This window comes from Candidatus Stygibacter australis (genome assembly GCA_030765845.1).
GTDB classification, from domain to species: Bacteria; Cloacimonadota; Cloacimonadia; order Cloacimonadales; family TCS61; genus Stygibacter; species Stygibacter australis.
Map to the genome: position 1 here is coordinate 1 of JAVCDJ010000164.1, position 26,806 is coordinate 26,806.

At 40.9% G+C, this 26,806-nt stretch carries 21 protein-coding genes; 9 read left to right on the plus strand and 12 right to left on the minus strand.

The features are described 5' to 3' along the window. Positions 1-107: 107 nt before the first annotated feature. Genes RAO94_08045 through RAO94_08095 form a run of 11 tightly spaced genes read right to left on the minus strand, consistent with a single transcriptional unit; the run spans position 108 to position 8,609 of the window. Entirely contained in the window at positions 108-446 is a 339-nt protein-coding gene (locus RAO94_08045; protein ID MDP8322287.1) for a cation:proton antiporter subunit C, read from the minus strand. Beyond that, positions 443-883, minus strand: a complete 441-nt coding sequence (locus tag RAO94_08050) for an MnhB domain-containing protein (GenBank protein ID MDP8322288.1) — start codon at positions 881-883, stop codon at positions 443-445. The genes RAO94_08045 and RAO94_08050 overlap by 4 nt, the downstream gene beginning before the upstream one ends. A gap of 4 nt (positions 884-887) precedes the next feature. Next, positions 888-1,418, minus strand: a complete 531-nt coding sequence (locus RAO94_08055) for a DUF4040 domain-containing protein (GenBank protein MDP8322289.1) — start codon at positions 1,416-1,418, stop codon at positions 888-890. A gap of 11 nt (positions 1,419-1,429) precedes the next feature. After that, complete coding sequence (locus RAO94_08060) at positions 1,430-3,259, minus strand: proton-conducting transporter membrane subunit (protein ID MDP8322290.1); 1,830 nt, start codon at positions 3,257-3,259, stop codon at positions 1,430-1,432. A 4-nt stretch (positions 3,260-3,263) separates the two neighbouring features. Continuing rightward, positions 3,264-4,466 carry a nickel-dependent hydrogenase large subunit gene (locus tag RAO94_08065; GenBank protein ID MDP8322291.1) on the minus strand — a complete coding sequence of 401 codons (1,203 nt, stop codon included), beginning with the start codon at positions 4,464-4,466 and terminating at the stop codon, positions 3,264-3,266. A gap of 2 nt (positions 4,467-4,468) precedes the next feature. Further along, positions 4,469-4,909, minus strand: coding sequence for an NADH-quinone oxidoreductase subunit C (locus RAO94_08070; protein ID MDP8322292.1), 441 nt, complete (start codon positions 4,907-4,909; stop codon positions 4,469-4,471). Positions 4,910-4,921: 12 nt separating this feature from the next. Next, entirely contained in the window at positions 4,922-5,332 is a 411-nt protein-coding gene (locus RAO94_08075; GenBank protein MDP8322293.1) for an NADH-quinone oxidoreductase subunit B family protein, read from the minus strand. Positions 5,333-5,341: 9 nt separating this feature from the next. Beyond that, the gene (locus RAO94_08080; protein ID MDP8322294.1) at positions 5,342-6,271 is read right to left on the minus strand and encodes an NADH-quinone oxidoreductase subunit H; all 930 of its coding nucleotides are present in this window, start codon (positions 6,269-6,271) and stop codon (positions 5,342-5,344) included. A 9-nt stretch (positions 6,272-6,280) separates the two neighbouring features. Beyond that, the gene (locus RAO94_08085; GenBank protein MDP8322295.1) at positions 6,281-6,778 is read right to left on the minus strand and encodes a 4Fe-4S binding protein; all 498 of its coding nucleotides are present in this window, start codon (positions 6,776-6,778) and stop codon (positions 6,281-6,283) included. A gap of 11 nt (positions 6,779-6,789) precedes the next feature. Further along, positions 6,790-7,611, minus strand: coding sequence for an FAD/NAD(P)-binding protein (locus tag RAO94_08090; GenBank protein ID MDP8322296.1), 822 nt, complete (start codon positions 7,609-7,611; stop codon positions 6,790-6,792). 2 nt (positions 7,612-7,613) lie between these two features. Further along, positions 7,614-8,609, minus strand: a complete 996-nt coding sequence (locus tag RAO94_08095; protein MDP8322297.1) for a 4Fe-4S dicluster domain-containing protein — start codon at positions 8,607-8,609, stop codon at positions 7,614-7,616. A gap of 273 nt (positions 8,610-8,882) precedes the next feature. Here RAO94_08095 and hypF point away from each other — a divergent pair, with 273 nt between their 5' ends. From hypF to RAO94_08120, 5 genes are read left to right on the plus strand one after another with little or no spacing between them, the layout of a single operon-like run. Further along, on the plus strand, positions 8,883-11,093 hold the full coding sequence (gene hypF / locus RAO94_08100) for a carbamoyltransferase HypF (GenBank protein ID MDP8322298.1): 2,211 nt from the start codon (positions 8,883-8,885) through the stop codon (positions 11,091-11,093). A 10-nt stretch (positions 11,094-11,103) separates the two neighbouring features. After that, complete coding sequence (locus RAO94_08105; protein ID MDP8322299.1) at positions 11,104-11,319, plus strand: HypC/HybG/HupF family hydrogenase formation chaperone; 216 nt, start codon at positions 11,104-11,106, stop codon at positions 11,317-11,319. A 1-nt stretch (position 11,320) separates the two neighbouring features. Next, entirely contained in the window at positions 11,321-12,367 is a 1,047-nt protein-coding gene (hypD, locus tag RAO94_08110) for a hydrogenase formation protein HypD (GenBank protein MDP8322300.1), read from the plus strand. Beyond that, positions 12,357-13,340, plus strand: coding sequence for a hydrogenase expression/formation protein HypE (hypE, locus tag RAO94_08115; protein MDP8322301.1), 984 nt, complete (start codon positions 12,357-12,359; stop codon positions 13,338-13,340). Before hypD ends, hypE begins: the two co-directional genes overlap by 11 nt. Before the next feature lie 2 nt (positions 13,341-13,342). Next, positions 13,343-13,687, plus strand: coding sequence for a hydrogenase maturation nickel metallochaperone HypA (locus tag RAO94_08120; GenBank protein MDP8322302.1), 345 nt, complete (start codon positions 13,343-13,345; stop codon positions 13,685-13,687). 236 nt (positions 13,688-13,923) lie between these two features. Here the strand turns inward: RAO94_08120 and hypB are convergent, their stop codons facing one another. Next, positions 13,924-14,583: a hydrogenase nickel incorporation protein HypB gene (gene hypB, locus RAO94_08125; GenBank protein ID MDP8322303.1), complete on the minus strand. Its 660-nt coding sequence runs from the start codon at positions 14,581-14,583 to the stop codon at positions 13,924-13,926. A 307-nt stretch (positions 14,584-14,890) separates the two neighbouring features. Here hypB and RAO94_08130 point away from each other — a divergent pair, with 307 nt between their 5' ends. The 4 genes from RAO94_08130 to RAO94_08145 form a co-directional block, all read left to right on the plus strand. Next, positions 14,891-15,787, plus strand: coding sequence for a hypothetical protein (locus RAO94_08130; protein MDP8322304.1), 897 nt, complete (start codon positions 14,891-14,893; stop codon positions 15,785-15,787). A gap of 286 nt (positions 15,788-16,073) precedes the next feature. After that, entirely contained in the window at positions 16,074-17,096 is a 1,023-nt protein-coding gene (locus RAO94_08135) for a D-glucuronyl C5-epimerase family protein (protein ID MDP8322305.1), read from the plus strand. Between the two features lie 773 nt (positions 17,097-17,869). Then, positions 17,870-19,216, plus strand: a complete 1,347-nt coding sequence (locus RAO94_08140; GenBank protein MDP8322306.1) for a PDZ domain-containing protein — start codon at positions 17,870-17,872, stop codon at positions 19,214-19,216. A 284-nt stretch (positions 19,217-19,500) separates the two neighbouring features. Beyond that, the coding region (locus RAO94_08145; protein ID MDP8322307.1) for a carboxypeptidase regulatory-like domain-containing protein at positions 19,501-26,806 on the plus strand (7,306 nt) is incomplete at its 3' end.

A 26,806-nucleotide genomic window follows, 5' to 3' on the forward strand; every position in this document is an offset into this window, starting at 1 on the left:
ACCACGACTACTTTACCAATGTTTTTTATTAATCTCCCCAGAATTGCCATTATAAAGGCAGAAGCTAATGGAATTACTACATAAAGCGGGATCAATGCATTCATTTTTTATCCTTTTAGACTATTTATCTTTCTGATATCAAAAGTACCATATTTTCTGTATAATCTGATAGCCATCGCCAGAAGCAGAGCAGTTGTTGCTAATCCGATAACAATAGCAGTGAGGATCATTGCCTGAGGTAGAGGATCTACATAACTGCCGATATGAAACTTCTCAGCAAAAATGGGAGCAGTGCCACCATCAACATATCCAATCATGATCAGAAACAGGTTTACACTGTATTCCATGATTGCCAATCCAATAATGATCTTGATCAGATTTTTTTGCGTAATTATACCATATAATCCGATGAGAAAAAGGATCAAACACAATATAAATGGTATCATAAAGCTACCTCATCCTTATATACAACCAGAGCAATGAAAATTGTAGTTATAGCAGCACATACTTCGGTACCGACAATAATATTTTCCAGCGGGATCATTCCTGCACTGAGTAATTTGCCAATGACACCCTTATTAATAAAATTACTGAAAAACACAAATGAACTTGAAAGGATCAAACCAAATCCTGCAATTATTATAAATCCGAGTATTGCTCCACTTTCTAGAAATTCCAGTCCGGATTCTTCCTTACGAAGCTTATCGAGAATTTCTCCATTTGCCAGGATCTGCAGAATAAAGGCACTTGCCATTATCACTCCACCAGCAAAACCACCACCAGGAGTTAAATGACCATAAAACACGATATATATCCCGAAAAGAAAGATTATGGGAGCTATGAACTGAGTTACTTTTCTTACAATTATCGTCATACCTTTCATATTATCACTCTCCCTTTTTGCCTTTTAACCTCAGAATGGTCAAAACACCTATCACAGCCGTGAAAAGCACAGTAGCCTCACCCAAAGTATCATATGCCCTGAAACCAAATACTACACCTGTTACCAGATTAGCACTTCCGGTTTCATGTACTCCTTGAGTGTAAGCAGTAGCCATTCTAGTGGCATGCTGTCCAAAGGGACTCAAACTGCCTGAGATCTTATCAAATGCCAGGTAGAAAGCGATCGTAAACAGCAATAGAACCAGAAGGTAGATAAACTGACTGAAGCGGGCAGTCTGCTTGTCTTCCTTTTCTGTGGTATCTTTGATAACTGCGATCATGATAACCAGTGTGACAATCTCGATCACAACCTGCACAATTGCCAGATCTGGTGCCTGAAGCAGTAAAAACGAGATCACTAACCCAAATCCTACTATACCATAAGAGATCACGGCAGAAAGCAGATCTTTGGCATGCAGAGAATACAACGAACCAAAAATCATCAAAACCAGCATAATAATTAAATATATTTCCATAATAATATCCTTTAGATGAGGATCAGCAATATTATTGCTAATCCAGCAGCTACCCATACCAGATATGTGGATAATATACCCGTATGACAGGAACTGAAGATGTTAAATAAACCCAATACAGTATTTCTTCCCAGGTGATAGATATCAAACCATTTCTTTTTGGCAGCATTATAGAAGAACGCCGTCAATTTAAATTCTGTTATAGTTTTATAAAAATCTGAAGGAGCAAAATTCATCTCATTCTGTACTTTTTCTCCACCAACAAAGCTATCTTCCTGACGATGTTTGCCAATATTGCCAATAGCATAGATTATTATTCCCAAAATGATAGATATCAGAATTAATATCGATACCTGGGGAGATTCCCACAATCCGGTTATATTCTGACTAGAAGATATGGGCTCAAAATTAAATAAGAATGGTATTATTCCCTTGGCAGCAAATAAACCAAAGAATATACAGGTTGCAGCCAAGGCAATTTGCGGGAACCACATCCAGAATTTTACTTCTTTGATCTGGGCAAACTTTTCCTGCATCCTTCCCAGGAATACTCCTGATATTAATTTTATAAAACTGGCAAGAGTGAGAGCAGAACCAAGCACTGCAAGTCCCAGCCAGACTATCCAGAGTTTATTGACCAGATCTGTGCCTGAGCCAAAATCAATTATACCTCGATAGATCATCCACTTAGAGTAGAATCCATTTAACGGTGGAATTCCTGAGATTGCAATGGCAAAAATAATTGCTGAGAAAAAGGTTATGGGCATTAATCTTGATAATCCTCCCAGATTATCGATTTCCTGTTCACCAGTCTGTTTCTCCACGCTGCCTGCTGTGAGAAATAATCCGCCTTTATATAAGGCATTATTTACCATATGGAAAAGTCCGGCTGCTATGCCCAGAGGGCTGCCTAATGCCAGTCCTGTGATCATATAACCTACCTGCGAAACAGCATGATAACCCAGAAGTTTCTTATAATTATGCTGCACTAATGCCATCATAACTGCGCAGATAATAGTCAATGAACCGATTATCATCAGAAGCATTGTCGACCAGGCTGTGAGATTAAATAAATGCAGACATATTCGCGCTAGAAAATAAATACCCAGCAGTTTATCCAGGGAAGCAGGAAGAAATGCTGAGGCTGATGCCGGTGCATGCTCCACATAATCTGGTACCCAGGTATGAAAAGGCATTGCTCCTGCCTTGGTCAAAGCTGCTACCAGCAAACACAGAAATGCTACATTAGCAAGTGCTCCACTGGTGCTGATATTGATTGCTGAAATATTATAAGAACCGGTAATTTTAAATAATATCCCAATACCTAAAATCAGAATAGAGTCTGATGCACCAATCAGGATCAAGGTCTTTTTAGCAGCTGAAGAGCTTGCTTCATCCTTACCCCTTATCAGCATGTATAATGTCAAACCCAGAATACCCCAGCAGAAAATAAAGAACAGCAGATTATCTGCCAGAGCAGCCCCAAAGGCAGCTCCAGAAGTTATCAGGAAATATGAATAATAATCATGCAACTTCTGTTTTTTACTTATATAGCCTAAGGAATACAAGGAATACAGAAAACTGAATATTCCGATAAATAGCACTATCAGTTTGCTGATGGCATCCACATTCATTCTCAGGTAATCACTTAAAAATGCTATCTGACACGGTATCAGGTAAAAACCGGAAGGCAAGGCGAAAACCCTTACAGCGAGGTATAATAGATATGCAGATATAGCTAATGTGATAATTCCTTTCACCGTTTTCAGGACTTCGGGTAAGATAAACAGTATAATTCCTGCCAGGATCGGGAAAAAGATAATAATTTGAAAATTTACCATAATTTTACCTTTTATTAAGCCGCTTTTTTATTTCTTCCGTTTTCGATTGGGATAATTTTATCAACTCTGCTGCATTATAAAGTTTTTCTCCCGTCTTCACATCATAAGCCTGGCTCATTCTTTCTGTGCAGCAATAACATGGGTCAACTGCTGCTGTAGATATGGCAGCATCGGATATTGTCCCACCAATACATGATCTTCTAAAGGTGGGTATACAGGTATAGCTGGGTGCCCTTATCTTATGCCTTACAGGACTATTCCCGCCATCTGATTTCACAAAGTGAAAAACCTCACCTCTGGGTGCTTCAGCACGTCCTATGCCAATTCCTGCTGGAATATCCTTGACCTTTGCTTTGATATCACCTGTTTCATTTTTCTGCAGGTAATCAAGACATTGACGGATGATCTTGATTGATTCGATCAATTCCAGCAACCTTACTTCTGCCTTGGCAAAAACATCTCCACCTTGAGCAGTGATCACTTTCCAATCCACAAGATCATAAGCTGCATATGGATCATCCCTGCGAATATCCATATCCACTCCTGAAGCACGGGCTGTGGGACCTACTGCACCAAAATCATGTATATCTTTAGCTGTAAGAACGCCTACTCCCTTTAATCTGGCATGAATTACCGGATCATCCATCACTGCACCAATTAAGAGATTATTCTTCTTTTCTACTTCATCTAATACCTTATAGAGCAATTTGGCTTTCTCGGCATCAATATCCCGTCTAACTCCACCTATAGTGAACATGGCATAACTATTGCGGTTACCTGTGATCATCTCAAACATATCAAGAACTGGCTCGCGATATTTCCAGGCCCACATAAATACTGTATTATATCCCAGAAAATGCCCCGCGAGTCCTACCCACAGCAAATGACTATGAACTCTTTCCAATTCGCCAATTAAGGTGCGAATATATTTTGCCCTGATGGGAATTTCCACTCCGGCAATACTTTCCACCGCATTAGCATAGGCAAAAGGATGGGAAGTTGAGCAAATCCCGCAGATTCTTTCTACTACATAAAAAACCTGCTCAAATGTCTTTGATTCACAGATCTTCTCTATCCCGCGATGATTGTAGCCTGTCTCCCAGACCATATCCACCACAGTTTCACCATCACAATATAATTTAAAAAATTCCGGCTCTTCCAGCAGAGGATGATAAGGACCTATTGGTACTATAGTTTTTTTACCCATATTTATAACTCCTTATTCTCTTTTCTACGCAAGGGGAAATCACCTTCAGGCCAGGATTCAGCCATCAGAAAACGTTCCGGTTTGGGATGATTTAAAAATTTGATGCCCAGCAGATCCATTATTTCTCTTTCAATCCACTCTGCTCCATAAACTACCGGAGTAATGGATTCCACTTCAGGTTTATCATGCGGCAGCATGACATTAAGATTGATCACCCAGCCACTTGAGTCATCTGAATAATGATAGATGATTTCATAACCTTCTTTTGAATCCATGCCAGATACTATTATATATCGAAATCCCAAAGTAGCGAATAAGTAACTTGTGATATCCAGCAGTAATTCCTTGGATATATAGATCATCAGCCGTTTGAGGTTGATCTCTTCCACTTTAATATCAGGATATTTCTTCCTTACTTCTTCAATGAAATTTTCTATCTTCATATATCTTCCCTGCTATTTATTTAGAAATTTTACTATTCCCGCCAGCATTGCTTCCGGTTTTGGAGGACAGCCAGGGATGTATAGATCCACAGGTATTACCTTATCAAGCGGTCCTGCAAAATTATAACCCGTAGCAAATATTCCTCCAGTACAGGGACATGCACCAATGGCAATCACTACAACTGGTTTGGGTGCCTGTTCATATACTTCAATAACTCTGGGTAAAGTTTTCTTTGTAACGATGCCGGTCACCAGCAGCACATCTGCATGACGTACACTTCCCACCAGCTTCATTCCAAACCGCTCAATATCATATCTGGGTGTGAGACAATCAAGTATCTCAATATCACAATTATTACAGGAACCTGCACTTAAGTGGTAAACCCATAAAGATTTCTTGAAACATAATTCCTTGAAACCCAATTTTTTCTCCTATAATCCATAAATTGAGAGAATTATACTGACCACTGCAAAAAGATTCATCCAGATCCAGAAGAATCTCATTGCCTGTTTGATTCGAACTCGAGGATTTGTGTTGCGGATCAGGGTTATCAGCAATACTACTAATAATACCTTCAGCACACTCCACAGGATATTGATGCCAACCAGACTTAATCCACCAAGAAATAATCCGCAGATCAAGGCCGGTAACACCAGAAACATTATATATTTTACTAATTTATAGATAGCGAGTACAGTACCTGAACTTTCGATCATAATCCCATCGCAGATCTCTCCCTCTGCCTCTGCCATATCAAATGGAACTAATCCCAGCTTTGCCTGCACGCATAATAAGACGGTGATAAAACCAAGTATCCCTGATATGCTGCCGATAAATGCACCCTGACTGATTTGCACATCGATGATTTCACTGAGACTGATCGTCATCCCTGCTTTGATTATTATTGAAGTGAGTACCAGCAGAAATGGTAATTCATAACTTAATATCAGCTTCATTTCTCTTGATGCACCAACTGCTGCCAGCGGATTTCCACTTGCCAGACCTCCAATAATATAAGTTACTGAGGGTATATTAAGCACATAGATTATCACGATCAGATCTCCCGAAAATCCACCATCAATCCCAAAAATCGGGAGTAATATGAATACTGCTGCCAAAGTCGCACCAAACAAGGCAAATACTGGTGATAATAGAAAAGTTAGCGGTGAACCGTATTTAGGAATAATAGTCTCTTTTGCCAGAAGTTTCACGAAATCATACATGGGCTGAAATAAGGGTGGTCCCTGACGGAATTGCACTCTGGCGGTGATCTTTCTATCAACCCAGCTCAAAAAGCCACCAATCACCCCTGCAAATAATAATCCGGGAAATATTAAAAAATAAAAAATTTCGCGTGTCATCTTATTCCTTTATTCACCTTTTATTAAATCTTCCCAAAGCACTTCTTTCACTAATATATGATCATCTAATCGGAAAATATTCTGGGCTGGGTCAGCATCCATTTCCGTAAGAGTGATAGCTCCTTCCGGTGCTGTCTCCATACATTTTAGCGGATTGGCTGATTCCAGACACGTTATCAGATCACATATCGATTTTTTTGATGTGATTATTTCATTCATTAGCGTTCCAAACGGGCATACAGCTACACACGATTGACAACCCACACATAGATTTGTCGCTCTCTGGATTATCCCATTTTCATCTCGTTCCAGGGCCTCTTCAGGACAGATTTCAATGCAGGGAGCATCTTCACAACGACGGCAGGTAAAATTCATCATGGCTCTTTCTATGATGTCTTTCATTCCCAGATTATTCGGATGAAAATCGTAAATGCATTCTCCATAATTATAACTGCCGGTCTCACTGTCCCTGAATTTTGATAGATCAATTAATATCTTCTTGCTCATATTTATGTCTCTCAAATCCAGATATCTGGATAGTCCTTGATTTGATCATAAGTGAATACGGGACCGTCTTTGCATACATAATAATCGCCCAAAGCACAGTGTCCACATTTCCCCAGTCCACATGACATGTTCTTTTCCATCGATAGGTAGATATTTTTTTCTTTAACACCCTTTTCCAATAATTTATATGTGCCAAATTTCATCATTATAGGAGGTCCGCAGACTACTGCCACTGCTTCTGAAAAATCAAGCTCAAGCTTATCCAATAGCACTGTCACCACACCTTCCGTCTCCTGCCAGTCAGCATCTGCTTTATCCACAGTGCGCACCAGGTTGATCTTCTCATGTCTTCTCAGTTCTGGATACCAGCCTTTATAAATGAAATCATCTGGTGTCCGTGCTCCCAGGCAGACATTGATCTTTTTATACTTCTCACTTTCGGTTAGCATGGTTAAGATCAGGCACCGCAGGGGAGCAATTCCTACTCCTCCACCCAAAATAATGACGTCTTTTCCGTGAAATTCTTCCAGAGGATAGCCTTTGCCAAAAGGACCCCTGATCCCAAGAGTCTCTCCCCCCTTCAGCTCATGCATCAGGTTGGTCACATAACCGGCTTTCATTATGGTGATTTCCATCCGGTCAGAAATTGTTGCCGAAGATGATGGAGTATAAGGTGCTTCACCCACTCCCTCAATTGTCACTTCCACAAATTGACCAGTTTTAAAATGAAAATCTGATTCCGGATGTATGAAAAATGTCTTGATCAAAGAACTCTCAGTCTCTACTTTATCAAGCTTGAACAAAATGGGTTTATAAATATTTTTGCCCTGCATATCTAATCCTTTTTACAAGCTGCTATAATTATTTTGTTTTTATCTATCTTGCCTATACAGGCATCAATGCACCTGCCGCACCCTGTGCAGGCTAGCACATCAAACATCCCTGGTTTATGGATATATTTACACTCATAACGATTTTTCAACCGCTTATTCAACCTCTTCAAAGGATCCTCTCCAGCAGCTACCTTCTCAAATGCCGGATATTGACAGGCATCCCAGTTTTTTACCTTCTCAAATTTCTCCCTGTCTATAAGTAAAAAACAGTGACATGTAGGACAGATCACTGAGCATGCTCCACAGGATACACATTTTGCTGCATATTCTTTCCAGAAATCATCATCTGTGTTTAATATGCCTGCTTTGGTCTCTTCCTGGTCAGGCAGGTCAATGTTCTGCTTTTGCAGAAGATTCCGTATTGCATTCCTTTTATTATATACATTTTCCGGCAATCCTTCCACTTCATGCAATCCTTTGGCTTCCAGCTTGCTCAGCAGCGCCTCTCCCTTGGGTGTGAATATGGAAAGATATAGTAATTCTCCAGCAGGTGAAATTGTAATATCCATATTTTCTTCGGGGAATGGCGCAAGACCATATGTTGTACAGTGGCACGTTTCCTTTATCTTCTGGCAATCATTACCTATAAGAATAGTATTCTCACGTCGTGTTTGGTAATGGATATCCAGAAAATCTTCGTCCAGAAATACCGCATCAAGTAGTTTAAGAGCCATCAAATCACAATTTCGCACTCCTAATATTATCCGCTTCTGCGTTGATGGATCCTGAACTACGTTTTCCTTGATGGGAAAGAAAAATGCCTTTAAGGGGAGAACGGGTATTACGCAATCATAAGATATATCTTGGACAGTACTGGCTTTCATTAGCCTGTAATCAGCGTTTTTACCCTTTTCTACAGGAGCATAAATCGTATAATCTGTGATGACCCTGATGAGTGATTCTGCCCACTCTTTCTTACTAATGGAATAGACACTCATAACACTTCCGTAAATATATTTTTTTTCTGCTTTATATATTAGATCATTACTTTAATTTCAAGGTTCACGGACTAAATTTAAATTTACATCAAAATTTTGTCAAGAATTATTATATTTTTTTTTCTCCTCTTATGGTTTTTTATTTGATAGACTGAATAATATTTTTTCATTATGAATATTTCATCTTAATTTACTATATTTTTTTTTACTTATTCTTGACAATTTTATTCCCGTTTTAAATATTCTATTTATATCATTTGATAAGGAATTTATATGTATATTATAAATATCAACGGGGTTGTGCAGGGTGTGGGATTTAGACCTTTTGTATATAAGTTAGCATATAATAATAACTTAAAAGGTTATGTCAGAAACTCCTCTCAGGGCGTTGAAATCGCTGTTACTGGTGATGAAAATTCACTAAATAATTTCCTTAATCAGTTAAAAAATAACTCCCCAGAAGCCTCAAAAATTGATACTATGATCGTTACTACACACCCCGATAGTACTTTTGATTCCTTCCAAATACTGCCCAGTCTCATTAATTCTGGTATTACTCACATCTCCCCCGACCTGGCTGTATGCTCAGATTGCCTTACAGAAATGAATTCTGATACTGATCCCAGGCACGATTATTCCTTTATTAATTGCACAAATTGCGGTCCTCGCTATTCCATTATCGAATCCGTACCTTATGATAGACCTGCCACTTCCATGAGTAAATTTGAGATGTGTGATTATTGCAGCGGAGAATATAGCGATCCTCTCAATCGCAGGTTTCATGCTCAACCTGTTGCCTGCCCTGTATGCGGTCCCGGTTTGCAGCTTCTTGATAGTAACAAAAAACCTGTTCCCGGTGATCCACTCATTCTCACTCGCAAACTTCTTAAACATGGAAATATTATTGCCATTAAAGGAATTGGTGGATTTCATCTGGCTTGTCTGGCTACTGATGATAATCCGATTCAAAACCTAAGGAAACGTAAACACAGGCCAGATAAACCATTTGCCGTGATGTGCAGAAAAGAAGACCTGGAAAAAATTGTTGATCTGAAACCAGAAGCTTATCAGCTTTTGCAGTCACCTGCTGCCCCTATCCTGATCCTACCTGCTACGGGAAAATATATTTCTCACCTTGTAGCTCCTAACAATCCCACCCTGGGAGTTTTTCTTCCCTATGCTCCCCTGCACCATCTTTTGCTTCAAGATGATTTCAAATATCTCGTCATGACTTCCGGCAATATCCATGATCATCCTATTGCAGCCAATGAAAATGAATTACCTGAGATTTGCGATTATTATTTAACCCACAACCGTGAAATTCTCAATCGATGTGATGATTCCGTTATTCGTGCTGCCCAGCCCCATAATATTATGATCCGTCGCTCCCGGGGTTATATCCCCTCTCCCTTATCATCAGGCTTAACTTTGCAGGATTCCTTTGCTGCTGGTGCTGCCATGAAATTAACTTTTGCCCTTGCTGCCGGTGATTCCATCTTCCTTTCTCCCTATATTGCAAATAATGACACACTCAATTCTTTGGATTTTTATCAGGAAACTTATCACAAATTTTGCCGGTGGTTCAAGATCGATCCCCAATTTGCTGCCTGTGATCTACAACCTGATTTCATGAGTACCCGATTTGCTGCAAAACTTGAAATACCGCTCTATAGAATTCAGCATCATCATGCCCATATTGCTGCAGTTATGGCAGAGCATCGTTTATCTGAACCTGTCATTGGTATTGCTTATGATGGTACGGGTCTGGGAGATAATGGCATCATCTGGGGCAGTGAGATCATGATTGCTGATTACTTCTCTTATCAGAATAAATTTCACCTTGAGCCAATGCCGCTTCCCGGTGGGGATGCTGCCGTGAAAAATCCCATTCGCATTGCTTATGCCTGGCTTAGGCAAAATTTGCTTGATACTGATCTGCTTAATAATATCTCAGATTTTGAGAAAAAGATAATCGCCAAACAACTGACCACAAATTTGAACGTCTTTCAAACCACAAGTATGGGCAGGCTGTTTGATTGTGTGAGTGCCATGCTTGATCTGGTCACTAAAATTTCTTTTGATGCTCAGGCGGCCATGGCTCTGGAATCTATCTGCCCGGAAAATATCATGGATTATCCGCCTTATGAATTTTATTTTGATCAGCAGAATATTAAAATAAAACCTGTTCTCCAGGGCATTTCCCACGACATTCAGCAAAATGAACCACACCCGCTTATCTCAGCCCGGTTTCATCATACCATAATCGAGTTTACTCTTCAGGCAGTAAAACTTCTCCGAAAAGAGTCCTCTATTAATAATGTAGTACTTGCTGGAGGTGTGATGCAAAATGCCATAATATTTACTAATCTTATCAAGATGCTCCAAAAAAATAACTTTACAGTTTTCGCTCCCAGACTGTTTCCTCCTAATGATGGTTCTATTGCTCTGGGACAGATAGTAATTGCTAATCATCGCAATAAATGAGGTAATAAATATGTGTCTTGCCATACCGGGAAAAATTGTTAAAATCCATGATGACACCGGCGTTGTCGATCTGGGTGGTATAAACCAGGAGATTTCTCTCACCTTTATACCCCAGGTTGTTATCGGCGACTGGGTTCTCATCCACACAGGCTTTGCTATCAATATCATCTCTGAAGATGATGCCTTTAAAACTATCGAACTTCTCCAGGCTGTCTATGCTAAATAAAATGTTCCAGGACCATGACCTGGCACAAAAGATCATCACCCGGATAAGCGGTTTCAAAGAAAATATCCGCATCATGGAAGTTTGCGGTTCCCACACAATGGCTATCGGAAAATGGGCACTCAGAAAACTGCTGCCCTCTAATATCCATTTGATTTCCGGTCCTGGCTGCCCTGTTTGCGTTACTCCTCCATCTATAATAGATTCTCTGATAGATCTCCAATCTGTCACAATTGCCACATTTGGTGATATGCTGCGGCTGCCAGGTAATAATGGAACTCTTGAAGATGCCAGAGCCTCAGGACTTGACGTGCGCATCGTTTATTCTCCCCTCGATGCTCTCAAGCTTGCTCAAAAAAAAGAAACTATCTTTATCGGTATAGGTTTTGAAACTACTATCCCCGGCATTGCCCATACTATCAGACTTGCCAAAAAGAAAAACCTGACTGGTTTCTCAGTTCTGCCTGCTTTCAAGATAATCCCGCCAGCCCTCAAAGCACTGCTAAATTCTTCTGTGACCAATATAGATGGCTTCATCCTCCCGGGAAACGTAAGTGCCATCATTGGTTCAAATGCCTATGAATTTCTTCCTCAGGAGTTTGATCTTGGTGGCGTTGTAACTGGTTTTGAACCGTTGGATATTCTCACAGCTATCAATATGCTCATCGAGCAGCATCAGAATAATTCTCCCAAAATTGAAAATGAATACCAGCGAGTTGTTTCCCCCACAGGAAATATCAATGCTCAGCAGACTATCAACGAAGTAATGCAGGTGCAGGATTCCTGGTGGCGTGGTCTGGGATATATCCCTGCTTCCGGTCTGGGTATCAGAGATGAATTCCGTGATTTTGATGCAATTTATAAATATAACCTGAATATTACTGATCAACAGCCAGATACCGGCTGCCAGTGTGGTGACGTGCTCAAAGGCATTATCACCCCACCCCAATGCCCACTTTTTGCCAGTACCTGCACTCCTGCCAATCCCCTTGGCCCCTGCATGGTATCTTCTGAAGGCTCTTGTGCCGCTTATTATAAATATGAAAGATAATATTATAACTCTCGCTCATGGCAGTGGTGCCAGACTCACCCAAAACCTTATCTCCAGCGTTTTTGCAAGCACCTTCCAGATGGAAGAACTCTCTGACTCCTTCCGCATAGAACCAGGACTGGTAGTAACCACTGATGCCCACGTAGTTAAACCCCTTTTCTTTCCCGGTGGCAATATTGGTAAACTCGCCGTAACTGGCACAGTAAATGATGTTGCTGTCTCCGGAGCTGTACCCGCATATCTGCTGGCTGCCTTTATCATCGAAGAAGGATTTCCGATCTCAGAATTGCAGAAAATTGTCAATTCCATGCAAAAGGCTGCTCAGGAAGCTGGTGTAAAAATTATTGCCGGAGATACTAAAGTAGTGGAAAAGCACAATGCAGAAGGTGTATATATCACAACTACAGGAATAGGTTATTTAGCTGAAGGTATAGCGCTTTCCACACAAAAAATTAAGCCGGGAGATCAAATCATCGTTAATAATTACATTGGTGATCACACTATTGCCATCATTAACAGCCGTGACCAGCTCGGTCTCCAACCTCCCCCACTCAGCGATTGCGCCCCGCTTAACCATCTTATTCAGGATATGCTAAGCGTCTCAGATGTCCATTTCATCCGTGATGCCACCCGTGGTGGTGTCGCCACTATCCTAAACGAGGTTTACGATGATTGCGGCATGGGTATCATCATCGATGAATCTGCCCTGCCAATTAGAAATTCAACTATGGCTGTTAGCGAGCTACTGGGTATGGAACCGCTATATATGGCAAATGAAGGTGTTATTGTCTCCTTTGTTCCTGCTCAAACCGATAATTTACTCTCTGCGATGACAGCTAATATCTATGGTAAAAATTCTGCGCTAATCGGAAAGGTGACAAATGAGGTGAAGGGTGTATATCTCAAAACCCCTTTAGGGAGCCTTAGACCTTTGCCTATGCTCAATGCTGACCCTCTCCCCCGCATCTGCTGATCATGCACGAAGCCAGCCTTATCACTTCATTATTAAAAATCGCTCATAGAGTAAAAATCCAGAATGAACTTGATACCATCTCAAAAGTTACTATTGTTGTAGGTGATATGCACCAGGTTATCTCCGATGTTATGCAGAATTGTTTTGATTTATTAAAAGATGATTTTCAGGGCTTTGATAACGCCCAACTTATTATAAAACACACTCCACTGAAAATCCGCTGCAAAGAATGCCAAAAGATCATCACGCTCAATCAGACAGATTTCCACTGCCCTCACTGCCACTCCACATCTACCGAGATCGTATCCGGTCAAGAACTATTCATAGAAACCCTCGAAGCCGAATAAGGAGACTGTTAAATTCTCACCAGTCAATACCTTGCGAATGGTCGATAGACCTCCGCAATGGTTGGTCAGAGGATGGAATCTATTAAATCTATACCATTATGCCATTTAGCATTGTTAATATCTTGTTCAAATCGGTCAACCATTGCGGTCTATCGACCATTCGCAAGGTCTCAGAATACATTACATTCATCCGTGAGATCCGCCTGCCGTGCCGTAGCCTTGGCGTAGGATGGTGGCTAACTTTTCTTATTCTTCTCCAGAAATTCCACCCAATCTTCCATACCCTCTCCGGTTTTACTGGATAGGATAATTATCTCCATCTCAGGATTGATCTTCAGCACATTATTGATCATCCGCTGCATATTTATATCCAGATACGGCAGCAGATCAACTTTGGAGATCAGGCAAAATTGTGAATTGCGAAAAGCCAGGGGATATTTCAAAGGTTTATCTTCACCTTCAGTCACGCTTAAAACTACACCATTCAAATGTGCACCCACATCAAATTCAGCCGGGCATACCAGATTTCCGATATTTTCTACAAATAAATAGTCTATTCCCGACAGATCAATTTCCTGCAGAGCATTTTGGATCCAGCCGGCTTCCAGATGACAGTCCCCACCAAAAGGTCCTGTATTGATCTGATAACTCGCTATCCCCGCACTCACAAGCCTTTCAGCGTCAAGTGTAGTTTGAATATCACCTTCAATTGCAAATATCCCCTCAGTTATCAAACTGGATGTCCGCTCCAATAATGAAGTTTTACCACTGCCCGGTGAACTCATCAGATTAATACTCAAAATCCCCTTTTTCTCCATTTCGGCTCGCATTCCATCTGCCACCCGGTCATTGGCACTTAAAATTTTCTCCATCACTTTGATCTCTCTTTTTTCCATAACTGCTCCCAGATTTTTTTAATTATTTCCTTTTTTCTGACAATACTATTTTATAATTATCCCTCGAAAATTGTCAACTACCTTTCCCTACCCTCCCCCTAAAAATCCCATAGTCCCTGAAAGTCCAATACCCTCTATATGACCTATACCAGCCATAATCTGCCAATCTTCCGGAACAACAAAGCACGTACTGACATTTTTTTGTTAGATTGTGCTAAGTTGTTCTTGTCTGATTCCACTTTTTGGTTATTTTATATGTGGGGGATGCTTGGAAGAGCATGGGTAAAAAAATTTAAATAAGGTGGTTATGATGAAAAACCTATCAGGAAAAAACGTGACCGATTTCGTTCAGCGCAATTTTGAAGTGCATGGCGAATTTGAAGGCATTGTGTATCGCACCAAACGAAACGGCACGCAGGAACATTATCCCTATATCCCGGTATCATATTATCAGCGGACTCCTCTGGTGATACGAAATGAAGCTATCAGGCGTTTTGCTGTCACGGTTTATAATCTTCGGCTGGCTGAATATAAGTCTGTGATCAAAAAACTCAATTATTACGCGCCGTATATTTTGAAACCTGGAGTGCAGAAATTTCGCGGTGAGACGGCTTTCTATGTGCGAGAGCGGGGAGATTATGAGTTTCGCTGGCAGGGCACACCAATGGGTTTTCATCAAAAAGTCGCACCACGCACATTTGTAGAACTGAGCTTTCATGCAGAAGGCGAGTTTGGGCTGGATTGTTATTTTCAGGATGAATTATACTGCCAGCGGAATTTCATCATCTCTTCCGGTGATCTGGAGACAGCTTATTACACGTGGCTGACTGCTAATTTGGAGCATGTATTAAGCCTGCCTGAACCTGAATATGAGAGCATAAAGACCTATCGCAGGGGACTGCGCAGCAAAGTGAACTGGATCACTGCCCTCACCGGAAAGTGCCATGGAGAGGTGGTTTATGAAATCCCGGATTACAGCTATAAGGAACACAAGCGGGAAAATCCCTGGCTCTATCACCGGCGAAGGTATGACCACAGCGTGAACCCCCAGACACTCTATTTTAATAATAAGATAAAAGAAATTGCTATAGATTGGCAAACACTTTCGCAGAATGAGCGTGATGAATGGAATAAACGAGCAGCGAGGTACCAGAAACAGCGATTAACAGGATTTAATCTATATACAAGAGAGAATTTGATGTAGCTTAATCATCTTGATTAAGTTGTTTTTAGTCAATCAAGGACGATTGACCTACAAGGGGACGCAAATGACGGCAGTTTCTGGGTAGTATCTGTCGTGTTCGCGCCCCACCTGAGAGTACTCCGGCGGTGCACATCCACTTATTTTGGAGTTGGGTGGTAACTGATCGCCAGAAGTCTTGCCCGGAATACCGTTCAAAACTCCTACTTGGCTGGGGCAGATGATATGGCAGTTTCCCATTTTATTAAATTATTTGACATATAGAATCCTTTTTATTTACGGTAAATATATGAATAGATTTAATAAATTGCTTATTACTCAGATCGTGCTTCTGGAAATAGTATTACTGCTTACTATCGTCTCGGTTGAGATATTATACTCGCCAGTAAGTATTGCTATTAGAACTATTAGACAATATGTTTTCAGAAGCAGTATCGTGGATAAATATGACATTGGGTCTGACGGTATTCCTGTTATAGACCTTGGGAAAATCAAGGGTGAGATAATAGGAGTACAATACATTCCAGTAGCAATTATTCAAACCGGGTTGGAGCATTTTGCAAAGCATGACAGCTCTAATATTGCCAAGTTTCTCAACTGTACCAACCGGATCATTGAAACATCTGTCCGCCAGGATAGTCAAGCGATATTAACATATCGTTTTCATTACCCAATATATAACATGTATCCTCCATGGCACTCAGCAATGGCTCAGGGTCAGGCTTTACAGTTAATGATTAGAGCTCACAAGATCACGGGTAATCCCCGTTATCTGGCATTTGGTGATAGTCTTATGAATCTTATGCTCCTCAGTATAAAGCAGGGAGGAGTAACTCATAAACTGACCCCTGATGCCTGGTGGTATGAAGAATATGCAGATGAACACTGTAGGCAGATCATGGTGTTGAACGGTATGATGTATGCATTATTAGGACTGCACGAGTTCAATATCTATACAGGTTCTCGCAAAGCTGAACTTCTTTTTAATAAAGGGATTAATGCTTTGATTTTACAACTGCCCCTTTATGACAGGGATGGGAACAGTTATTATGACATTCTGAAAACCCCGGCTGGGGGTGATTATCATCAGATACATATAAAGCAATTACTCGAATTATATCAGATAACGGGACATGAAATATTTCTTTTTTATCACCTAAAATGGAAAAAATTTCAAAATTCTCCATATTTGATCCAGCTTTTTAGTTCTCCATCAAAGATGTTGATAGGTGTGTATCTGGGCATTTTCTTATGTTTATTTATCCTGATCGAATCAGGTTGGATTATAATTGAAATTCGTAAGAAGAGATAGACTTGCGTATGCACTTTCTTCCTTCAAGATTAAAGGCTTCATCTAATCACAACCGGATTTTACCAGAAAGAATCAGGCATCCCCCTGTAATTTGGAAATGATAACTGCCTAACAATATGATATTATATGAGTTATATACCATCCCAGTTGCTAATTTTCTCAATCTCATTAACCCCCGATTTTAATCGGGGGCTGAAAAAACAAATACATAGAGTGGCTTCAGCCACTTTACTAATTCTATGCTTAATTTATCTGTTTTATAATTTCATAATTATTTATAATACCTGTTAAAGTCACTAAAGTGACTACACATCGTTCGTATTCATTGCCCACCAACTAAAGTTGGTGGTTAATGAGAATGGCTCAATATAATAGTTCAGCACTGATACAATTGCAATTAATTTCGGGGGGATGCGTATTACCAGAAAGAATCTGGCATCCCTCTGTTTTTTTTATGTCCATAACACGAAATTTAGTGATAATCATGCAGATAAGTAGGACTTGCAGCGCTGACGGTACTCCGGAAGTGCGGCGAGAACGACGAGCAGTTATCAGTTGCAATCTATGATTTTCACCACAACAATTTAATTTTCAGGGATTGGTTGATAACGGTCGTCATCTGCGCCGCACCTGTGAGTACACCGGCGCTGCACATGTGACTTAGCAGCAGGAAATTTTAATTTCGGGGGGATGCCAGTTTACCAGAAAGAATATATTGACAGATAATTACCTGCTGGTCAGTTTTTTAGCACTAAACTGCCTTGGGGGGTATTATGAAAAACTTTGTTATAATTTTTATTTGCATGTTATTGCTTATATCATGCAGCACTTTTAAGAAGGTGGAAGACATGCAATTTCCAGAAAAAGGTGGCGTATTGATATCTAACTTTACTGAAAATTCTGTCCTGGAAGCAGCAGGTGCCAGAAAAAATGATGTAATATTGAAATATGATGGTGTTATGGTGGAGAGTGTAGAGCAACTGGGGACTCTAAAAAGTGAAGTTAAGAGTGAAATGGTGGAAGTGGAGATATATCGTCAGGGTGAATTACTGGTGATTCAGATACCAGCGGGACAGATCGGGGTTTATCTGATGCCTATTCCCCGTAAAGATAAGATTAATAAAGATGCTGTAATGATAGAAGGTATAGGGAAACTGGACTGGAGCATGGGTATGGATAACTCCTTCTTGGGTTCACTTATGCGAATTGAGGAGCAGAAAGGTCAGGGACTTGGATATGAAGATATGATGGTTCTTTCAGGTTACGGTTTCCGGACAAGTTTTTTTGATGGCTGGTGTCCCAGTTCCCCAGATGCAACCTGTGGGTTTAATGCTGGAGCAGAAATTCTCACGGGACTTGGCTATGATTTTGAATTCATCCACTTAGATGCAGATGATAATTGCGAAAAGGACAGTCTGGCAAAATATATGAATAAAGCAGAAATGATAAATGAGATCAAGGCATCTATTGATGAAGGCTGGCCTCTGATAGCTATAGATCTCATCAAGGTGCCTGAATGGGGTGTGATCACCGGATATCAGAAAGGTGGTAAGGAATTGCTTTGCCGAACTTATTATGACCAGACGGAAGGGTATGAGATAGCCTGGAAGATGCCCTTTGCCATTGTCAGAATTTATAATAAAGAGGAAGTTGAGATCGCACCTTTATATCCGGCTTCACTAAAACTCGCCAAAACTCTTTATGAAACTGAACGATATGATCAATATACTAATGGAATTTTTGCTATCGATACCTGGCTGGAACATCTTAAAAAAACTGAGACCCTGAAAACGGCTACTGCAGAAAAATTTGCTGAAATGAGCTTTGCCAATACCTGGATACATTACTGTCTGGTGGGATCGCGTGCCATAACGGCAAGCTACCTGGAAAGTAATAAAGCAAAATTTCAGACGGATGGAGAAATTCTAGGTGAGTTAATTGGAATCTATCAGAAAGAAGCTGACATCCTGAAAAAAGGATTAGAATACTTAGCACCCCTTGAAGGTAGTGCCACTCCCGAAACCTGGACAGCAGAAATGCGAGCAAAAGAGATTCTTACGCTGGAAGAATTCCGTAATCTGGAATTACGGGCACAGCAAATATTGATCGCCTTAAATTAATGATCAGGAGTAGATTTTTTGAGCAGATTGATGAATGTGATAATATCCATCAGGTAAAATGTATCAAATTTCCTGATAAATAATTTATTGTCTTGACAAATAAATATTAAGTTTGAGGTATGAATTGTTTAAAAATGATGGTGTAGGCATTTTGAGATTCAGCAATTTTTATTAATAGTTTGATAGTGTTTTTTAATAGTACATATCGTAATGAAGATGAAATTGAAATTGATTGGTAAACAAAGTTATAACTTAGATGTAAACAAAATAAGGAGAAAAATTTTATGAAAAAGTTTCTATTTATTTTACTCAGTCTTGCTTTACTCTGCACATTGATGGCAAAAGATCCCAATGGCAGATTTGAAAGACGGGATTTGAATTCTGCCTCCAGTAATGCCCCCGCTAACCCAAGTCGCGATCCCTGGGACAATTTACTGCAGTTTGATGTGGACACACCTACAGGTCAGACCGGACTATCCGGCATGGAATGGGATGGTGAATTCTTTTATGCTACCAAGTGGAGTGGTTCAAACCAGCTTTACAAATTTGATTCAGAAGGTAATTACATTGAAGCTATCACAGCTCCATTAACCGGAGCTCGTGATCTTGCCTATGATGGTGAGTACATGTATGGCTCAGCAGCGACCAGCACAGTTTACTGCTGGGATTCTGAAACAGGAGAGGCAGTACCTGAAAACAATATTGAAGTAACAGGTCAAGCAGTCCGTGCAATTGCTTATGATCCTCTCACAGATACGTTCTGGAGTGGCAATTTTGGAGACCCCATAGCCCACTGGGATCGTGACGGTAATGTATTGGACACCTTTGACAATCCAGGAGTTGATTTTTATGGGCTGGCTTTTGATCCTGATGATCCGGAAGGACCTTTTTTATATGCATTCCATCAATCACCGGGATGTACTATCATCAAAATAGATCCGGAGACTTTTGAGATTCTGGAAACAGTAGATGTAACCGGACAAGGTGGAACAGGCGCCATCGCCGGTGGTTTATGCTATATGAATGACTGGGATCCTGCTTTGCGTACACTTGGTGCGTTACTGCAGGGAAGTCCAGATTATATCTGCGTTTATGAATTAGGTGAAAATGCACCTCCAGATGCTCCCGCAGCTCCTGACATGTTCACAGTCACTCCAGACCCTAATGGTGGACTTACTGCTGATCTGGGCTGGATGAATCCTACTGAGACAGTTATGGGAGATGATCTTACTGATCTTGATGAGATGCGCGTTTATCGTAATGATGAACTTATTCACACTATCACTAACCCTGTTATAGGTGGAGTGGTAAACTGGACAGATAATCTGCCGGAAGCAGGAAGCTACAATTATACAGTTCTTGGTTTCAATGATGCCGGAGAAGGTGTAGGTGCCAGTGCAGGTGCTTATATAGGAGAAGATGTACCTGCTGCAGTAACCAGCATCACACTGGCAAATGTGGATGGCAATGGTGTATTAAGCTGGGCAAATCCCACAACAGGATTGCATGGCGGACCATTTAATGAACCCATTGAAGGTTATCATATAGTAAGAAGTGATGGCGATGAATTTGAGCCCACAGGAATAATGACCACCTGGACAGATGATTCTATCCCGGAAGAAGGTCTTTATGCCTACACTATCACACCTTATAATTCCATAGGCGATGGTGGCAGTGCCAGCTCAGAAATGACCTGGATCGGTGACAGTCAGGCTGCCATGTTTGGTGATCCTAATACCACTACAGCTCATTATTATACTCCCATAGATTTCTGGTACAGAAATTCTCTTTCTCAGACAATCTATTATGCAGATGAATTTGCTGCCCAGGGATTTGGTGGTGGAGCAATTACTGCTATTATGTATTATAATAACTTTGTAGATAATCTGCCCGGAATGCCAATTAATATCTGGATGCAGAATACTACTTTGGATAATCTGAGTGGCGGCTGGGAATCAGCAACCGATATGACCCAGGTATACAGTGGAACTCTTGATTTTCCGATTGGTGTAAATGAGATCATGGTAGATCTTGATGATCCCTTTATATATGAAGGACAGAATCTGATCGTATTTGTGGAAAGAGTGATGGATACCCAGTATTACAGTACAGGAGATACTTTCTATTATACTGATACTCAATATACTGACCGCTGCCTTTGGGCACAGAGTGATTCAGATGATTATGATCCTTATAATCCACCTGCTACAATGAATCCTCTTAGCAGCAATCCTAATACCATGATGTTCATCAATACTACTGGTTTGGGACAAATGGCAGGATATGCTTATAATACAGATACTAATGAGCCTCTGGAAGGTGTACTGATAGAGCTTTTGGAACAGCGCATTCATACCTTCACAGACGCTAATGGACATTACAGCTTCCCGGGACTTTTTGAAGGCACTTATGAAGCACATGCCACACTTTTTGCTCATAGTGAAGATATTGAAACTGTGATTATTGTAGCCGATGAGACTACAGATCAGGATTTCTATCTGCAGCCAGCACCGGAAGTGGAAGTTACCGGTCGCGTAGTAGGATCTGATTATCCTGATATCGGACTGGCAAATGCCATAGTGACCTTAAGTGGAATGGGAGTTCATGAAGGTATCACAGATGCAGACGGTTATTTTAACATCAACACAGTTTATTCTTCAAATACTTATCAGATGACCGTAGTAGCTGAAGGTTATGAAGTTCTGGTAGGCGAAGCAGTGATTGGAGCAGGTAATACAGATTTGGGTGATCTGGTAGTTAATGAAATAGCATTCCCGGCTTATGATGTGATAGCTACTCAGAATGATGAAGACACAATAGTAGATGTCGTATGGCATGGACCTAATCCCAGCGCTGGTAATTTCTGGGATTTTGAAGCTGATGATGGTGAATTTGTAGCCAATATGGGCTGGCAATGGGGTACTGACTCCATGGCTGGTGCCTATAGTGGAGACAACGTGTGGGGTACAACTCTGAATGCCCAATATCCCAATAGTGTAAGTTATGAACTGGTAACTCCGGAAATGAATATTCCTACAGATGATGCAGTACTCACATTCTGGCACTGGATGGATATTGAGACCACTTTCGATGGTGGAAATATTAAAATATCAACTGATGGCGGCTCAAGCTGGAATTTAATTCAACCAGTAGGTGGCTACAATGGCACAGCTTACGGATTGAATAGTGAAGAATGCTTTAATGGCCATGATATGGTCTGGACACTGATAACCTTTGAAATTGGTGAATATCAGGGCGAAGATGTAATGTTCAAATTCCATTTCGGCTCAGATAGTTCAGTAACTTATCAGGGCTGGTATATTGATGATGTATATGTGGGAATGCCGGAAGACAGATTGATGCATCCCAATAATCCTAACTTCCATCCAATAGCTAATTTATTACCACATACTAATGAAAGAATAATAGAGAATTACAATGTATATCGACTTCTATTAGGTGAAGAAGAGCTGGAAGATAACTGGGAAGTGATAGCAGAAGGCTTGATGGATACTGTTTATACCGATCCCTCCTGGGAATTTGTAGAAAGCGATATTTATAAATATGCCGTGAAAGCGGAATATACTAATAATGTGCTGGCAGATGCTGCTATCAGTAACTGGGTAGCCAGAGATTATTATACTAATGCAACTGTGTCAGTACATGATTTCTTTGGTAATCCAGTAGTTGATGCTGAAGCAAAATTCATGTGCCAGACTCCTGATCCTGATGGAGTACTTAATGAATATGAACTTCTGACAGATGCTGCGGGAGAGGCATATTTCCCAATGATCTGGAAAGGCGATTATAATATCCGCGTAACAAAAGAGAATATGGCAACTTATGAAGATGAGATGGTGCCAATTTATGAGCCATATACATTGGAAATTCAGCTGACAGAAAATCTGAATCCTATAACTGGTCTGGATTACAGTGTGTTAGATGATGACGTATCGCTGTGGTGGAGTGAACCTGCTGATGAAACATTCTTTGATCTTGATACTAATGATGGAGAATTTATCAGTAATGATGCGTCTGGCTGGCAATGGGGTGAAGATGGTTATTTTGGTGCCTTTACAGGTACTCATGCCTGGGTAACTGCAATAAATGGTAACTATATTAATAATGCAAACTGGCAATTAACAACACCAGAAGTAGCTGTTCCTGGAGACGGACAATTAAGTTTCTATCATAATATGGATTGCGAGAATAGCTGGGATGGTGGAAATGTGAAAATTTCCATTGATGGCGGAACTTCATGGGCAATTATTACACCTGATGGTGGCTATCCTGATGACAGTATTGTTGGACTGGGAGAACCTGGATTTACTGACGGTCCTACTGGCTGGGTATTAGCAACATTTGGCCTCACAATGTATGAAGGTGAAACTGCTATGTTCAAGTTCCATTTCGGAACTGATAGTTCAGTAAATACCTATCCTGGCTGGGCAATAGATGATGTAAGAATTGGAGCACCACTTGAAAGAATATTCCAGCACTATAATATTTATCGTAATGGTACCCTGATCGCTGATGATGTGGTCGATCCGGAATATACTGATATTGATGTTCCTGATGGAACATATACCTATGGTATCACGGCATTTTATGATTCAGGTGAATCTGAAGTGGAAGAAGTGATTATAGAAGTATATCCGCTGGACATCACAGGTTATGTGACAGCATCAGATACACCGGATACTACTCCATTTGAAGGCGTGAGCATCACTCTTGAAAATGATCTTTTCTACTGGGAAACAATCACAGATGCTAATGGTGAATTTATTATCAGTAGTGTAAATGGTAGTCAAACCTATACTATCACTGCAATGTTTGAAGGCTATCAGACCTGGAGCGAAGAAGTAGTAGTTACTGATGAAGATATAGATTATCCGTTGATCACTTTGCTGGAGATCATTAATCCACCTTATGATGTACTTGCTGAAGTTAATACTGAAGATACAGAATGCGAGCTGACCTGGAATTCTCCAGGTAGCTGGCCCGAATATGAGATCATTTATGATGACGATGAAGCAGAAAATGCTACAGCCTGGTATGATGCTGATAATGAACGTGCAGTATGGTTTACTGCTCAGGGTGGACCTTGCTGGATAACTGGTGGAAGCATGCACATTTATGATGGCAGCTGGCCTGCAGGAAATATTCTCACTCCTTTCACAGCAGCAGTCTGGGCTTATGATGAAGCCACCGGAATGCCGGGTGAAATGCTGGGTAGTGTATTAGTAACACCTACTGATTATTTCTGGGTATCTTTTGAATTTGATGAACCTATAGCAATTGATGGCACGGAATTCTTCCTGGGCTACCTTCAGGGTGGAGCATATCCAGATTGTGCCGGAATTGGAATTGATGAAACTGCTCCAACCATGGGCAGAAGCTATGAGCACTATGTAACAGGTGGTACTCCCTGGGCATTTTCTAGTTATCAGGACTTTATGCTGCGCGCAATAATCCAGGGGCCCACTGGTCGCGAGATGACTGTAAGCTATGATAATCCAGTAGTAGATTTCAGCAGCATCACTCCTCATAAGGGAGCTGTAAGCGAACATGCTGTTAATCTTCCTCAAGGTATTCAGGAAGTAGGCAATGCCAGATATATGCCAGTTCATAATACAAATCCATTCAGCACAGCAACCAGTTGGGATACTCGCAGAGATCGTGAACTGATTGGATATAATATTATCCGTGGTGAATTTGGAGATGAAGCTAACTGGCCCATGTGGGAAGAGGTAAATGCTACTATCGTAGAAGATACCACTTATACTGATCTGAACTGGGTAAATCTGGAAGACGGAACTGTCTATACTTACGGAGTCCGTTCAGTTTATACTAATAATAATATGTCAGACCCGGCATTCAGTAACTGGGTAGGCAAGGATATGTATGCCACTCTGGAAGTAGCACTTGAAACAAATATCGGTGATATTCCAGTAGGTGCTATAGTAACTCTGGATGCAACAGAGCCTGATCCTGACGGTAATTTCCAGGAATATGAGGGAATAACTGATGACCAGGGAGAATGTACTATAACCGGGATCTGGAAGGGCAATTATGATCTGGAAGCAGAGCTTTTGAATTTTGCTCCTCTGGAAGATAATATTGATATAATGGAAGATGTAGTAACTTATGAAGGCATGATCACAGAGATGATGTATCCTGCCTTTGATGTATATGTAGAAGAGAATCACGATGGAAATGCCTGGTTGTCATGGCATTCACCAGCAGGCTCGATAAGTTCTTTCTATGATTTTGAAGATGATGATGGCGAATTTGTAGGCGAAGCAGGCTGGGAATGGGCTAATGGCTGTAATGCCGGTAATGCCTGGAGTGGTGAGAACTGCTGGAGTGCATGGCCAAATGCTCAATACCCTAATAGTGCTAATTCATCTCTTTATACTCCAGTAATCGATGTTCCCTCAGATGAATCTCAACTGATATTCTATCACTGGTATGACATTGAAAATTACTTTGATGGTGGTAATGTGAAGATTTCTTTGGATGAAGGAGCTTCCTGGGAATTGATCACACCAGAAGGTGGTTATCCAGAAGATGCTGCCACTACAAGTAATGCTGGAATTCCTGGAGAAGCATGCTGGTGTGGAAACTCAGGCGGCTGGGTAATGGCTTCTTTTGATCTTTCAACCTATGATGGTGAAGAAGTGATGTTCCGCTTCCACTTTGGTACTGATAGTTCTGTAGTATATGAAGGCTGGGATATCGATGATGTATATGTCGGTGAACCTGAAGACAGGGGACGTCCAGTACAGCTCTTTACCAGCAAGGAAACTGCTTTGAACAGCTTCAGTAAAGCTTCAGAAACAGATACTCGTCGGGATCGTATGGACGGATACACTATCTTACGTGGTTTTGCTGATGATGTGGAAAACTTTGAAGACTGGGATCTGATCGTAGAAACACTACAGGATACTACGTATGAAGATACCACCTGGCCGGAAATTACTGAACCGGGTGTGTATATGTATTGCGTGAGAGCGGAATACACAGGTGGAGTTCAATCTGAACCTTCCTTCTCAAATGAGATCGGCTTTGATATGTATGTGCCTGTTAATGTAAATGTTTCGGGTAATAGTGGCGATCCCATGGACGGAGCTATGGTTTCACTGGTATGCCAGGACGGTATTCATTCTTATGAAGCTGAGGTTTCCGGTGTAGGAGTATATTGGGAAGAAGTCTGGAAGGGTGTGTATGATATGACAGTGCACATGGATGGATATGAAGATCATGTGGAAAATGACATGTGGATCACTGATACCATGGTGATGAACGTGGAATTGCTGGAAAACATCTATCCTCCTTCAAATGTGGCAGTAGATGATGAAACTGGACTGGTAACCTGGGAAGCCCCGGGAGCTGGCGGAGCAAACATTTCTAATATCCTCTTTGTTGATGATGATGGAAGTGCTGACCTTGATTTCTCTGACACTCAGACGTATTACGCTGACATGCTTGATGCCACTGGCATTGATTATGAAATATTTGAGATCGCAGTTTCTGGCGACGATGGACCAGATGCAACCTATATGGCAGACTATGCTCTGGTTATCTGGG